The organism is Rhodococcus sp. PAE-6 (assembly GCF_025290685.1).
In the GTDB taxonomy this organism is placed as follows: Bacteria; Actinomycetota; Actinomycetes; order Mycobacteriales; family Mycobacteriaceae; genus Rhodococcus; species Rhodococcus pyridinivorans.
Genome location: NZ_JAOCLZ010000014.1, coordinates 39872 through 53464, shown reverse-complemented (window position 1 = coordinate 53464; position 13593 = coordinate 39872). Strand labels below are relative to the sequence as shown.

The 13593-nt window shown below is 65.5% G+C and carries 15 protein-coding genes and 2 pseudogenes; 10 read left to right on the top strand and 7 right to left on the bottom strand.

Translation table 11 applies throughout. From position 1 onward, the window contains the following. Window positions 1–111: 111 nt before the first annotated feature. Window positions 112–468 carry a hypothetical protein gene (locus tag NVV99_RS22085; protein WP_260783023.1) on the top strand — a complete coding sequence of 119 codons (357 nt, stop codon included), beginning with the start codon at window positions 112–114 and terminating at the stop codon, window positions 466–468. A 150-nt stretch (window positions 469–618) separates the two neighbouring features. Here NVV99_RS22085 and NVV99_RS22080 read toward each other — a convergent pair whose 3' ends face one another. Continuing rightward, window positions 619–987, bottom strand: a complete 369-nt coding sequence (locus tag NVV99_RS22080) for a hypothetical protein (protein ID WP_145709443.1) — start codon at window positions 985–987, stop codon at window positions 619–621. 328 nt (window positions 988–1315) lie between these two features. On the opposite strand from NVV99_RS22080, the gene NVV99_RS22075 reads away from it, so the two are divergent. The 6 genes and pseudogenes from NVV99_RS22075 to NVV99_RS22050 all read left to right on the top strand — a co-directional run bounded on the left by NVV99_RS22075 (window position 1316) and on the right by NVV99_RS22050 (window position 5807). Beyond that, window positions 1316–2341, top strand: a complete 1026-nt coding sequence (locus NVV99_RS22075; RefSeq protein WP_254583432.1) for an intradiol ring-cleavage dioxygenase — start codon at window positions 1316–1318, stop codon at window positions 2339–2341. A 33-nt stretch (window positions 2342–2374) separates the two neighbouring features. Continuing rightward, window positions 2375–2620 carry a twin-arginine translocase TatA/TatE family subunit gene (locus NVV99_RS22070; RefSeq protein ID WP_085470995.1) on the top strand — a complete coding sequence of 82 codons (246 nt, stop codon included), beginning with the start codon at window positions 2375–2377 and terminating at the stop codon, window positions 2618–2620. Then, the gene (tatC, locus tag NVV99_RS22065) at window positions 2617–3432 is read left to right on the top strand and encodes a twin-arginine translocase subunit TatC (protein WP_260783022.1); all 816 of its coding nucleotides are present in this window, start codon (window positions 2617–2619) and stop codon (window positions 3430–3432) included. The genes NVV99_RS22070 and tatC overlap by 4 nt, the downstream gene beginning before the upstream one ends. After that, window positions 3420–3890, top strand: coding sequence for a preprotein translocase (locus NVV99_RS22060; protein ID WP_260783021.1), 471 nt, complete (start codon window positions 3420–3422; stop codon window positions 3888–3890). The genes tatC and NVV99_RS22060 overlap by 13 nt, the downstream gene beginning before the upstream one ends. Before the next feature lie 107 nt (window positions 3891–3997). Continuing rightward, window positions 3998–4893 (top strand): annotated as a pseudogene (locus tag NVV99_RS22055) (IS256 family transposase); the annotation flags it as partial. Between the two features lie 122 nt (window positions 4894–5015). Beyond that, complete coding sequence (locus NVV99_RS22050) at window positions 5016–5807, top strand: nucleotidyltransferase domain-containing protein (RefSeq protein WP_254583435.1); 792 nt, start codon at window positions 5016–5018, stop codon at window positions 5805–5807. 21 nt (window positions 5808–5828) lie between these two features. Here the strand turns inward: NVV99_RS22050 and NVV99_RS22045 are convergent, their stop codons facing one another. The 3 genes from NVV99_RS22045 to NVV99_RS22035 are packed head-to-tail and all read right to left on the bottom strand — an operon-like array spanning window position 5829 to window position 8264. Further along, a complete protein-coding gene (locus tag NVV99_RS22045) occupies window positions 5829–6086 on the bottom strand; it encodes an Atu4866 domain-containing protein (protein ID WP_006550703.1) in 258 nt (85 codons plus the stop codon). Between the two features lie 23 nt (window positions 6087–6109). Then, entirely contained in the window at window positions 6110–7510 is a 1401-nt protein-coding gene (locus tag NVV99_RS22040; protein WP_260783020.1) for an amidohydrolase family protein, read from the bottom strand. A 22-nt stretch (window positions 7511–7532) separates the two neighbouring features. Continuing rightward, entirely contained in the window at window positions 7533–8264 is a 732-nt protein-coding gene (locus NVV99_RS22035) for an Atu4866 domain-containing protein (RefSeq protein ID WP_252173402.1), read from the bottom strand. 141 nt (window positions 8265–8405) lie between these two features. Here NVV99_RS22035 and NVV99_RS22030 point away from each other — a divergent pair, with 141 nt between their 5' ends. Then, entirely contained in the window at window positions 8406–9230 is an 825-nt protein-coding gene (locus NVV99_RS22030; RefSeq protein WP_016692565.1) for a helix-turn-helix transcriptional regulator, read from the top strand. Between the two features lie 80 nt (window positions 9231–9310). Continuing rightward, window positions 9311–9439 (top strand): annotated as a pseudogene (locus NVV99_RS22025) (nitroreductase/quinone reductase family protein); the annotation flags it as partial. A gap of 166 nt (window positions 9440–9605) precedes the next feature. On the opposite strand, the gene NVV99_RS22020 reads toward NVV99_RS22025, so the two are convergent. The 3 genes from NVV99_RS22020 to NVV99_RS22010 form a co-directional block, all read right to left on the bottom strand. Next, window positions 9606–10265 (bottom strand): hypothetical protein, encoded by a 660-nt coding sequence (locus NVV99_RS22020; protein WP_006550708.1) that lies wholly within the window; start codon window positions 10263–10265, stop codon window positions 9606–9608. Window positions 10266–10386: 121 nt separating this feature from the next. After that, window positions 10387–11493 (bottom strand): DUF475 domain-containing protein, encoded by a 1107-nt coding sequence (locus NVV99_RS22015; protein WP_254583441.1) that lies wholly within the window; start codon window positions 11491–11493, stop codon window positions 10387–10389. Between the two features lie 104 nt (window positions 11494–11597). Beyond that, window positions 11598–12173: a TerD family protein gene (locus tag NVV99_RS22010; RefSeq protein WP_006550710.1), complete on the bottom strand. Its 576-nt coding sequence runs from the start codon at window positions 12171–12173 to the stop codon at window positions 11598–11600. Between the two features lie 292 nt (window positions 12174–12465). On the opposite strand from NVV99_RS22010, the gene NVV99_RS22005 reads away from it, so the two are divergent. Next, window positions 12466–13587 carry a hypothetical protein gene (locus NVV99_RS22005; RefSeq protein WP_260783034.1) on the top strand — a complete coding sequence of 374 codons (1122 nt, stop codon included), beginning with the start codon at window positions 12466–12468 and terminating at the stop codon, window positions 13585–13587. The last annotated feature ends 6 nt before the right edge of the window (window positions 13588–13593 follow it).

Here is a 13593-nt window from a genome sequence, read left to right as displayed (position 1 = left end):
GGAGCTGTAGTCATGATCCGGGGCTGGTTCGGTGTGCAGGGCCGATCCGGGCCGTAGCGCAACCAGTCCGGCAGTGCCGCGGTGAACGCCGTCCGCAGGTGCGGGTCGTCGGTGACGGTCCAGTCCACTCGCGCGTCGACCTCGGGTTCGGATTTGTCCCACTCGAACCAGTTGATCATCTTCAACTGCGGAAAACGCTGCGGCACGGTCGGGTCGAACGCCTGCTGCCACCAGGCCTGCTCGAGGTCGAACTCGGCGGCCCGCCCCGGCGGTGGTGTTGTACAACGCCCCGGTCTCGACGAGCGCCACCGGTTTGCCGTGCTCGACTCCGTAGTGGGTGTAGAAGTCCGGGACGACGGTGTCGTCACCGCCGGCACCGACGTAGGCACCGGTCAGCTGCGCGGCGAGCTTGCCGGGTTCGGGCAGCTCGTTCTCCCTCCACGGATAGGCCGCGCCCCCGTGACGTGATACGAGGGCATGCCCAACAATGCACTCAGTGATTGCACGGCACGCAATGCGTGCATGCGCCTGCCTCCTGCCGATAGGCGCTCTTACGTCAACTGGCGAGGAGTCGGATGCCAGCAAGAAGTGGCTATCGTCGACAGTCGCCAATCGGCTTCACTCGACAGCAAAGCCAAACTTGAAGAGGTGATCTTCCGGCCGCGGTAATTCTGCCGTGGGATCCTGAACGTTGCTCTGTTCGAAGAGCGCGGCCCGCTCTTCTTCAGGTAGAAAGAAGATGTCCGAAAGACGTTCGACAGCTTGCGGTATTCCTGATCCTAGAAGGGAATTACCGGTCTCCAGGACTCCGGCATCTTGCAACTCCCGGATCGTTCGGAGCATCCTTCCCGGCAGCGGTTCGGTGTTTCCGATCGGTACACCGTCGTATCCAGGAATTGGACGGAGAATGGTAGGCGGCCCGCCGTAATCTCCCGAATCCGTCATGAACCAGATGGACTGCGACGGTACCTTCTTCGTCTCGCTCATCTCGACGTGTCCGATCGACGATACATAGTGGCGGTGCCGGACATACCCGATACCGACCGCCGCTCTCTGCCCTATACCTCAAATGACATATAGGGTAAAGACCGAAAATGTCTGTGGGTGAACGCTTTCCGGGATGAAGCGCTATCACGACGAACATGCAGTGAACGATTCCGCCTTCGCCCATCTGCGGGTTCGACCATTCGACACCGAGTAGACCTTCCCGGACCGGCTGCCAGGAAACTCCCAGCCGAGAGCCAGGGTTTCCAACGGATCGACGGCAACACTCGGATACCGAACCACCGAACGAACCGTCGAAGGAGACATCGACATGACCCGTGTCCCCGAGCCCATTTCCACCCCGGCAGGACCCATTTACGAAGGACGCTTGCTCGATCGCCCCACCGAGGACGTCGTCGACCAGGGCGCAGGTTTCGACATCACGACCCTGGTCACCCGGCGTCGGGTGCTCGGCGTCGTCGGCGCCGGAGCCGGCGCCCTGGCCCTGGCTGCCTGCTCCACAGGCACCGCAAGCACAACCACCACGGCCTCAGCGACTGCGTCGGTGACCCCTGCAGGCGAGATACCCGAAGAAACCAACGGGCCCTACCCAGCCGACGGCACGAACGGAATCAACGTGCTCGAGGAATCAGGAATCGTCCGCAGGGACATCACGTCAAGCCTCGACGGCGGGAGCACCGCCGACGGTGTCCCGCTCTCGCTGACCTTCACTGTCACCGACACGGCGAACGGCGGCGTCCCGTTCGACGCGGTGGCCGTGTACGCCTGGCAGTGCGACGCTCAGGGCCGGTACTCGATGTACTCCGAAGGAGTCGAGGACCAAACCTATCTCCGTGGAATCCAGATCACCGACGCCGACGGCACGGCAACATTCGAGACCATCGTTCCCGGCTGCTACACCGGCCGCTGGACCCACATCCATTTCGAGATCTATCCCGACGCCGACTCCGCAACCGATGCCGACAACGCCATCGCGACCTCGCAGGTCGCCTTCCCGCAGGACATGCTCGACGCGGTCTACCAACTCAGCACCTATCCCGAGTCTGCCCGCAACCTCGCCCAGGTGGGCAGCCTCGACAACGACAACATCTTCGGCGACGGGTACGACCTGCAGATGGGCACGTTCACCGGTGACCCCGCCACCGGCTACGTCGGGACACTCGCCGTCGCCGTCGACACCACCACCGAACCCACCCTCAGCCACGGCGCAGGCGCACCCGGCGCTGGTCCGGGTGGACCCGGAGCAGGTCAACCCCCGGCCGGCGCCGGGACTCCCCCGGCCGGCGCACCGCCCAACGGCACAGCGCCAGGAACCACCCCGGCAACCACGAACTGACCACGATCGCTTCCCACCCTCGAGGAGAACCTCATGCTGCACAACCTCACCGGCTGGCACGCCCTGATCGTCCTGGCGATCCTGCTGCTCGTCTTCGGTGCCGCCAAACTCCCCGCCCTCGCCAAGGGCGTCGGACAATCCCTGCGCATCCTCAAAGACGAGGTACGTGAGCAACCCATCGTCACCACGGGCGACAACGCCCCTGTCACCGTCGACGAACGGGACACGGAAACCTCCACCGGCACCATGAGCCCGGTTCCCTACCGACACGCCTCATGACCGCCGGCACCGCCGCGCGCGGCACGATGCCGCTCGCCGACCACCTGAACGAGGCACGACGGCGCGGACTTCGCGCGGCGGTGGCGCTGCTGGTCGGCGTGATCGCCGGCTTTGTCTTCGCCGATCAGATCCTCGACGTCCTGCGCGCACCCATCGAGGAACTGGCCCGATCCCGCCAGGCAAGCCTGAACTACGACACGGTCACCGGAGCGTTCGACGTCGAACTGAAGATCGCGCTGTTCAGCGGGATCATCGTCTCCAGTCCCGTCTGGCTGCGCGAACTGTTCGCCTACATCACCCCCGGACTGACCCGTCGCGAAAAGACATACGCCATCGGATTCTCCGCGGCCGCCGCGCCACTGTTCGCTGCGGGATGCACCTTCGGTTTCCTGCTCTTCCCCCGCATGGTGAGCGTGCTCACCGGCTTCTCCTCCGACCAGGACAGCACCCTTCTCAACGCCTCGTACTACGTGGACTTCGTGATGAAGATCGTGCTGGCCACCGGGGTCGCATTCGTCCTGCCGGCCGTGCTGGTGATGCTCAACTGTCTCGGGATCGTCTCCGCACACGCCCTGCGCCGCAGCTGGCGCCTCATCGTCGTCGCCATCACGCTGTTCAGCGCCCTGGTGACACCGGCCGCCGACGTGTTGTCGATGTTCTTGGTCGCAGTACCGATGTCGGCGTTGTTCGGCGCCGCTCTCCTGATTACCGGTCTGCACGACCGCAGAGCAGCCCCGGCGCACCCTCGACTCGGATCACCCCGAGCTGCCCTCGACCTCGTAACTGAGGAGTCCCCACCATGTTCGGCCTGACCCTCGAAAAACTGTTCCTCATCGCTGTACTCGCCGGGATCGTGATCGGCCCGCAACGCCTGGCTGTCTACGCCCACCACCTCGCCGGGACCGTCCGATCGCTGCGCGACTTCATCGACAAGACTCGCAGCGACGCCGAACGCGACATGGGGATCTCATTGCACCCCCACGAGTGGGAATCGCTGGATCTACGTCGGTACGACCCGCGCCGTATCGTGAGCGACGCGCTGCACGACGCCACTGCAGTCCCGCCCTCGCCGACGGCCACACCGGCCACCATCGTCACCGACGAGATGATCGATCAGGCCCGGCACGTGCGTTTCGGCCAGAAGTATCTGATCACCGGGACCGCCGCACACCCGCGGCGGATTCTCATCGAAGCACTCGCCCACGACGATCCCCGTCGGATCGCCGCCGAGACACGCGACAGCCCACCGACGGACAACACCGTGCAGTGAGGGTAAGACGAACAACACGACAGCCGCTTACCGCCCGGATCGCTGCGGCCACCCCAAGTTTCGTATGCCACTGGCCGACCTCGGTGTGGCGCCTCGACCTCCGACCCGGCGTCTCCACCCGCAGCGTGGACGACCTCGTCGCGGCTCTGGGAATCGAGTCGGGCATTTCCAAGTCCGAGGTGTCACGGATCTGCGCCGGCCTCGACGAGGTGGTCGGCGCGTTCCGCACCCGCCCGCTCGATCACATCGCGTTTCCGTACGTCTATCTCAATGCGACCTATCTGCACGTACGTAACTCGTCCTCACAGGTGACCTCGATGGCGGTCGTGGTCGCCACCGGGTCACCGCCGAGGGTGCCCGGGAAGTGCTGAGCGTCGATGTCGGGGACAGCGAGGACGAGGTGTTCTGGCGCGGTTTCCTCGCTTCGCTCAAACGACGCGGTCTGTCCGGTGTCCGGCTGGTCATCAGTGATCAACATGCCGGCCTGGTCGCCGCACTGCGCCGCTCGTTCCAGGGGGCCGGGCACCGGTGATGCCGGGTGCATTTCGCGCGAAACCTGCTGGCGCACGTGCCCACGTCGCACTCCGACATGGTCGCCGCGGCGTTTCGCACGATCTTCGCCCAGCCCGATCCCGCCACCGTCGCCTCGACGTGGGACGAGGTCCGCGACGAGCTGGCCGGCCGGTTCCCCAAGATCGGTCCGTTGATGGACCAGGCCAAGGCAGAGGTCCTGGCGTTCAGTGTCTTTCCGCGGGCGCATCGGTCGAAGATCTGGTCGACCAATCCGCTGGAGAGGGTGAACAAGGAGATCGAGCGCAGAGCCCGCGTCGTGGGCATATTCCCGAATGGAGCAGCGGTGATCCGGCTCGTCGGAGCGGTCCTGGCCGACATGCGCGACGAGTGGCAGTCCGGCGAGCGCCGCTATCTCTCCGAAGGGTCGATGGCGTTGCTGGTCCCCAGCAGCGATACTGAAACCATCGCCGCGCTCAACCGCGGCGAGTAGGCACCGAGGATTCGACCTCAAAGCCCACCACCCCACGGGGCTCTATCGGCCTGCATCCTGCGCCTCACTACGTAGAGGCATGCATCGTGTGCACGGCACGGTGTGCCGCGCATGATGGGGTGGTGCCGAGTATCGATGTAGAGCCATACCTCGAAGCCGTCGTGGACACTGCCCGGGAGGTGCTCGGTGCGGAGTTCGTCGGGGCGTACGCGGCCGGGTCGCTCGCCCTGAACGCCTTCCATCCCGGCCGCAGCGACATCGACATCGCCCTGCTCTGCCGCGACCCCCTGAGCGAAACGATGAAGCGGGAGTTGATCGCTCGGCTGCGGCACAGCGCCCTGCCATGTCCGGCCCGAGGCCTGGAACTGGTGGTCTACACCATGGCTACGGCGCAGTCGGGCACCGGAGAACCGGGCTTCGAGCTCGAGTTGAACGACGGGCCGGACATGGCCTTCCGGCAGACACTTCAGCCCACAGACCGCCCGGCAGCCGACGGGACGTTCTGGTACGGACTGGACCGCAGCATCCTGCACCAGAGCGGCCGGGTGTTGGCGGGACCGCCGGCCCCGGAGACATTCGCCGAGCTGGCACCGGAGGAACTACAGAGCCTATTGGTCGACTCGCTGCGCTGGTGGATGGCGCTGCCCGGCCCAGCCGATGACCGGCCCGCACCCGGAGCCGACGACGCGGTCCTCGGAGCCTGTCGCGCGCTGGTTCGACATCGCTACGGGAAGTGGCTGTCCAAAATCGATGCCGGCCGACGGTTACTCGGGACCGGCTACCAGCCGGTCGAGGCGATCGAACAGTCCATCGCAGCACGCTCCGGTGAGCTTCCGCCTTCAGGTCGGCAAGCACGGACTTTTCAGGAAGGCGTGCTGCACGAGCTCCTGACTGCGACCGAACGGCCCGCATGACCATCGTCCGGATCGGCACTCCTATTGCCGCGCTCTCAGGTGCCGATACATGACCATTCCCGCGTGGTACAGCACGTCGTCGCGGAACTCACCGTCGGCGGAAAAGCCGGTGTCGTCACGGTAGTAGATCATCGTTCCTTCGATCCGGTAGTCACCGGTGTAGGCAGCTTCCCGGCTGCCGCGGGCCTCGACGTATCGCCCCTCCGGCAGGAGACGCTGGCGGATGTTACCGTCGGCGGTCACCCACAGTCCGACGAACGGGTGCCCGGCTTGTTTCATGTCCTTCACTTCCCTGGAGGTCGTCACAGTGTCGCCGCCACCCGCCCGATGATGGCGTTGCGGGAACGGATCACGGCCTCGCGCAGGGCGTCGATGTCCTCGTCGACCAGCGAACCCGCCCACTTGCGCGGGTTGCCGGCGACGAGGACGGTGTCGATGTTGCGTGCGTCGGAGCCGAGCACGAGGGTGCCGACGGCGTCGTTGAGCGGCATGTTGTTGATGTCGTCGGCGCGGACGATGAGCAGGTCGGCCTCCTTGCCCGGTGTCAGCGAACCGGTGACGTGCCCGAGCGCGTTGGCATGCGCGCCTCGCAGGGTGGCGAAGTCGAGGACGTCGCGGGTGGTGATCCGGTTGCGGGTCTCCTCCGTTCCGTATGCAGCATTGGTGGCGCGCATGCGTTGGATGGCATGCAGGGTCCGCATCTGGGTGAACATGTCGCTCGCGAGCGCGACCTCCACGTCGATGCTCAGACCCGGCCGGATCCCGACGGCGAGAGCCTCGTCCACAGCGGGCACCGCCGATTCGAGGCCGATCTGGGCGTCGGAGGTCGGGGCGAGGGAAACCGTGACACCGGCATCCCCCATCGCCGTCCACGCCTCGGGGGTCAGGCCGGTCGCATGGATCAAGGTGAGGGTCGGATCGAGGATCCCCATCCGTGCCCAGCGCAGGATCGCCTCCGACGACGGTATCCCGAAAACCGCGTCGATGCTCGTCCACACACCGAGATCACGTGCGAAAGCAGCGAGTTCGGGCCCGTAGGCGATCGCAGGTCCGGCGATCTCGTCGGTCGCCAGGGCGGCCAGCCGCATCGTGACGAGACCGTCTGCGGCGCCGTGGAAGTCGCTCACCAACCGGTTCATATCCTTGGGCCATTGACGATCCCACTCACCGAAGTGAGGACCCATCGAGGCATGCACGCCCCGAATTCCGGTGTCGATGAGCGCATTCAGTGCAGCATCGGAGTGCGCGGAAGTGCGGGAGTTGTGCGAGAAGTCGAGCATGGTGGTGATGCCCGAGTCGAGCGCGGTCAGCGCGGCGAGACGGGTACCGATGTACATGTCCTCCGGTGCGTAGTTCGGGGCGACGCCGGCCAGGGTCGACATGACATATTCGCCGAGGTCGGAAACGTCGGGAATGCTCCGGCGCAGTTGCGCTTCCCAGGCGTGACGGTGGGTGTCGACGAAACCGGGGCCGACGATCGCACCGCGGGTGTCGACCACGAGTGCCGAGGCTGCTGCGGCACCGTGCCCGGGATCGGAGCGTAGGTCGGCGCCGATCGCGATGATCTGCGAGCCGACGAGCAGGACGTCGCCGGCATCGAGGTCCGGGATCGAGGGGTCCATGGTGACGACGGCGCCGCCGGTCAGCAGGATCGGACGGTTGCTGTCGTGGGCCGCGGTGAAATCGGCGAGAGTTGTCTTCATTGTGGTGGCTTTCCGATGAGTGTCAGGCGCGGTGGAAGGTGTAACCGGCGTGCTGCAGGGTGCCGTCGACGAATTCGCCGAATGCCCAGAATCCGAGGTCGTCGCGGTAGTCGATGCGGTCGCCGGTGATCCGATAGGAGCCCTGATATGCATGCGGGCGTCCACCGCGGGTCTCGTCGTAGCGACCGTCCGCGGTCAGGTGCTGGTGCACGAAATCCGTTTCGTCGATCCAAGTTCCGAGATGACGGTCCGATGCCACGTCCGTGGCGGTCGGGGTCTCCGTCGGGTCGTCGGCGTGGACCGATCGACCGCCCCAGAGGGCGATCTCACCGTCGACGACGACCGTGTGCGCGGCGTCGGCATCATCGATGAATCGTTGCAGCACATCTGTTTCCGAGTCGTCGCGAGAAACGGGCAGGATCGCGAAGGTTGCCGGATTGCCGGGTGCAAGCGCGGATGGTGACCGGAAGGAAGTCGGACGCAATCCACGGAGCCGGATGACGTCGACGATTGCGGGCACGATGACGTACCCGGCGCAATCGATGACGATGGCACCGTCGTCGTCGGCAGCGGTCAACAGGCCGGGGCCGATACCGACCACACGAGAGCCACCGAGCAGGACGTCGCCGCGGTCGAAATCGCCGATCAGGGAGTCGCCGGTGATGATCCGGGCATTGCCGAACAGGAGCGGACGATGCCCGCCGGCGTTCTCGCGGATGAGTTCGAACAATTCGGGAGTGAAGGGGATGGTCATGTGTACTCCAGATGAGGATCGGGTTGCCGGGAGATCCGGCGAGTTCCACTGTCGGGGCGGATGGGCGGCCGGAACAGGCCGGTGTGTGCCTGGGTGCACCAGGGCCTGTCTGGACCGCATCCGGGGAGCTAGCGTCGTCTCATGGCCTCCACCGAACTCGGAACCTTCCTCAAGGCGCGACGCGGGCACGTGCAGCCGTCGGATGTCGGCATCACGGCGCAGTCGGGGCGGCGGGTCTCCGGTCTGCGTCGCGAGGAAGTTGCCATGCTCGCCGGTGTCAGCGTCGACTACTACACGCGACTCGAACAGGGTCGCGAACGGAACCCGTCTCCGGCGGTTCTCAACGCCCTCGCCGGCGCACTGGCTCTCGACACCGACCTGCGCGAGCACCTGTTCCGTCTCGCCGGACTGGCTCCGACACCGCCCACTCCGGTGCGGAAGACCGTGGACGATTCACTGCGGGAGCTTCTCTCATCCTGGTCGCACACACCCGCGCTCATCATCGACCGCCGGTTGGATGTTCTCGCGTACAACGAGCTCGCCGGTGCGCTCTACAGCGGCTTCGAGCGCATCGACAATCTCGTGCGCATGACCTTCCTCGATCCCTTCGGGCGCCGCTTCTTCACCGATTGGGAGCGCGCCACGACGTCGTGCGTCGCGAATCTCCGGCTCGCTCTGGGCCACACCGGCTCGGTCGACGACGTTCGTGCCCTTGTTCTCGAGGTGCACGATGCGAGCGCGGAGTTCCGCGAACTGTGGAATCGGCACGATGTGCGGGGCAAAACACACGAGGCCAAGGAGTTCCGGCATCCTGCCGTCGGCGATCTCGTCCTCGAATACAACGCATTCGACGTTCGCAGCGCACCTGGACATCAGTTGATCGTGTACCGGGCCTCTGCCGGCTCGCCCAGTGACGACAAACTTCGGCTATTGGGATCCTTGGCGGCGACCACCGACCGCTCGTGATTCCTCGTTCCGGACCCCGTGGTCCTCTACATGATTACGGTGGTTCGTAGCCGACTGCAGTAGCCAGGAGGATTTCTCCCATGAGTTCGTCCGACGACTGGAATGCGCAGGTGATCGCCGAGTTCCGGGCCAACGGAGGCCGGGTCGGCGGCAACTTCGAGGGTGCGCCCATGACGCTCGTGCATCATCGTGGCCGCAAGACCGGTCGAGCAGAGGTCGAGGAGAAGACGCGCGAAAAACGCACCATTCCGGTCCTCGCTCTCCGACGACGCTGACCTGCTTGCACCCCTGGAACCACCGAGATCCCGCCGACATGCGCCGGCGGGATCTCCCGTGACCGGCCACCAGGCCGGAAAGAAATTCGCACTAGGGGCTCTACTTACGCCCCGCCTGCCACTGCATGCCCCACCCGAACGCGCGGTCGAGGTCGGACTGGCTGCCGTCGATGTACTGCACGAGACGCTCGACGGTGATGCCCTGCCCGGTGTTCTGCAGCATCGCGATCGCGCAGATGCGCGCGCCGTTGTTCGGCGAGTCCAGGCGCACCTCGATCTGCGGACCCGACGGCGGGGTCAGCGTCACGACGCCGTCCACGGCAGCCCAGTTCGGCGCTCCTTCGTAGATCATCGCGAAGATCAGCACACGCTTGAACAGCTCGGGGCGCTCGAGGTTGACGTGCATGTTCTCGCCACCGGTGTTCGAGCCGGTGCGGTCATCGCCGTCGAGGTGGATGTACGGCGGGGTGTTCAGCGCGCCGAAGCTGTTCCCGAGCGCCTGAATGACTCCCTTGGAACCATCGGCGAGTTCGAACAGGCAGCCGAGGTCGAGGTCCACGCCGCCGCTCGCGCCCGTGAGCTTCGCGAGGAAGCCCTTCTTCTGCTCACCGCGCGACCAGTTGAGGTTCACCCGCGTGACGCCCTGCCCGGACCCGGCCTTCGACAGGCTCACGGTCGGGGATTCCTTGGTGAGGTTGATCTTGCTCAGGTTGACGCCGCCTGCGTTCTGTTCGGGCTTCTTGTTGTAGTCGATGGCCATGTCGAGCCTTTCGTCGGAGTGCTGCGCGGATGCGCACGGGGTACGGAAAAGCGATGGGAGCCCCCGATCCGAGATGTCGGATCGAGGGCTCCCATCGGCATGTGGTTCGAACTGTCGAGGATCAGGGGATGCTGGTCTTCACAGCATCTTCGCCTTCCCTCGCCGCGATCTTGCGGTTGCGGTAGATGCTCGAGGTGAATGCCGCACCGATCAAGGCGACACCGACGAGGCCGGTGATGACCTCCGGCACGTGGGTGCCGATCGAGTACAGCAGGATCAGTGCCAGCGCACCGATGGCCCAGTGAGCACCGTGCTCGAGGTACACGTAGTCGGACAGCGTGCCCTTGCGCACCAGGAAGATGGTGATCGAGCGGACGAACATCGCGCCGATGAATCCGAGGCCCAGGGCGATGATGATCGGGTCGGACGTGATGGCGAAGGCGCCGATGACACCGTCGAACGAGAACGACGCGTCGAGCACCTCGAGGTAGAGGAACAGGAAGAAGCCGGCCTTACCGGTGGCCTTCGCGAGGCCGCTCGGTCCGCCGCTGGGCTCTTCGCCTTCCTCGGGGATGTGGAACATCTCGCCGAGTCCGTTGACCGCGATGTAGGTGATCATGCCGAGCGCGCCGGCGATCATGACGGTCGAGACCTTGTCCTCGGGTGCGATCACGGTGGCCGTGATGAGCAGCAGCGCGGTGGCGACGACGACCTCGAGCTGCTCGAGCTTGCCGGCCTTCGCGAGGGGACGCTCGAGCCATTCGAGCCACTTGATCTCGCGATCTTCGAGGATGAAGTGCAGGAAGAGCATCAGCAGGAACATGCCGCCGAACGCCGCGATCTGCGGATGCGCATCGGTGATCAGGGTCTCGTAGCTGGGGCTGCCGTCCGGGAAGTAGGCGGCTCCGTCCGGCGGCGGATTCAACGCGAGGTCGAGTGCCGCGATGGGGCCGAGTCCGGACGCCACCCACACGATCGCGAGGGGGAACACCAGACGCATACCGAAGACGGCGATGAGGATGCCGACGGTGAGGAAGATCTTCTGCCAGAACTCGCTCATCCGCCGCAGCACGGTCGCGTTGATGACCGCGTTGTCGAACGACAGCGAGACCTCGAGGATGCCGAGGATCACGCAGAGGAACAGAGCCTGCGGGCCGCCGTAGAGGAAGGCGACCACGAGGGAGACGACGGTGACCGCGAAGGATGCACCGAATATTCGCAGAACCACGAAGCGTGGCCTTTCTAATCGGAATCAGGGCGTTGCAGGGTGGTTACTGCACGTCGGCTCCGGCTTCGGTACTGCGACCGAAGCCGGAACCCGGAAGAAACGAACTAGACGTTGACGCCGTAGTCGCGGGCGATACCCGCGAGACCGGACGCGTAGCCCTGGCCGATGGCGCGGAACTTCCACTCCGCACCGTTGCGGTACAGCTCGCCGAAGACCATGGCGGTCTCGGTCGAGGCGTCCTCGGACAGGTCGTAACGAGCGAGTTCGTTGCCGTTCGCGCGGTCGACGACGCGGATGTACGCGTTGCGGACCTGGCCGAACGACTGGCTGCGGGAATCGGCATCGTAGATCGAGACCGGGAAGAAGATGCTCTCGATGTTCGCCGGGGTGGCGGCGAGGTCGACGTTGATGACCTCGTCGTCGCCTTCGCCCTCACCCGTGCGGTTGTCACCGGCGTGCTCGATGGCACCGTCGGGCGACTTGAGGTTGTTGAAGAAGACGAAGTGCTGGTCGGAGACGACCTTCTTGTCGGCCCCGGTAGCGATGGCACTGGCATCGAGGTCGAAGTCGGTGCCGGTGGTGGTGCGGACGTCCCAGCCCAGGCCGACGGCCACTGCCGTCAGGTTCGGAGCTTCCTTGGTGAGGGAGACGTTTCCGCCCTTGGTCAAGCTGACGCCCATGCGGGGTCCTTTCGATCGTTCCAACGGTCGACGTACCGGTATAGGGCACGCCCGGTGTGCGTTTCTCCCCACACTAGTTGTTGCCGTGGGGTACGCCCATATCCACTATGCCCGGTCCCGCGCCTCACTTCGTGACCCGCACGAACCACAGTTCCGACCGGCGGAAAGGTGACGGATCGGCCCGGTGGACGTGCGCCCAGTACCATTCGGTTCTGTGGCGAGCCGATGGACGCGCCGCCTGTTCGGCGGGGGAAACACGGAAGATCCCGCGGCTCGTCGTGCACACGATGCGATGGTCGCGGCGTTCCTCGACATGGACAAGCGCCAGTCCGTCATCGAGGCCGGTGTGGCCGCGTCCTACGAGCTCGAACCCGAACGGCACCTGCTCCGTCAGTGGGATCCCATCCGTCAGGCGTGTTATCGCGCCGGTGAGACGTATCTTCAACTGGCAGTGACGGATCCGGAACAACCGCTCGCACCTGCTCCGGCCTACGAGCAGGCACTGCGGCAGATAACCGAAGCAACACGAACACTTGATGAATTCTTCGGAAACAACCGGGGACACCTCGAGCACATGACGACCGTGGCGAACACGGTGCCCGAGCTGGCACACCGGATGCGTACCGAAGCGCGCAACACCCTCGCCGCGACGCAGACCCCGGATTTTGTTTCCTTTGCGAACTATCCGTCGGTCCGATCTGCCACCGAAGCGCTCGAGAAGGCCCTGAACAGCCTCGATGCAGCGCACAGCGTGGGCGCGACCCGCACAGCGGCCCTCCGAGTCGAAGAGGCGACCACTGCTCTGCTCGACGCCCTCGCCGCAGCACCGGGGCGCCGCGACGAGGCCGTTCGCACCCTCGCCTCGGTCACCACCAGGATCGGAGCGGTCCGGACCCGTGCGGAAGGTCTCGCCCCGGCCTTCTCCGCGCTGTTGCGCGAGTTCAATGCGGCCAGCTCCGCCGACCTGTCCGGGAACGAGAAACAGGCCGCCGAACTGCTCGCTCGCGCCGAGGACCAGCTCGGACGCGCACGGGCGGCGGCGAAGGACGGCCGCCCCGAGGAAGCGCTCGAGCTGGTCGCGGCGATCCGCGCCGAGCTGACACGCGCCGAGGAACTCGTCGACGCCGTGACCGCACGACTCGCCACGCTGCGTTCCGTCCGGCAGAATCCGGGGGCCAAGGTCGACGAGGTACGGTTCCGCCTCCGTGACGCACAACACCTGGCCGTGCAACGCGGTCTCACCGCAGAATGGGGTTCCGTTCTCGACTCGCAGTTGAGCCGGATCGACAGGGCCGTCGACGCACTCACCGGTGTGCACCCCGACTACTGGGCCTACGTCAGAGATTTGGATGCGGTGTCTACCTTCATCGCAGGAGTGGTCGATCGGATGAGAGGACGGACCGAGAACGCATGAGGGGGG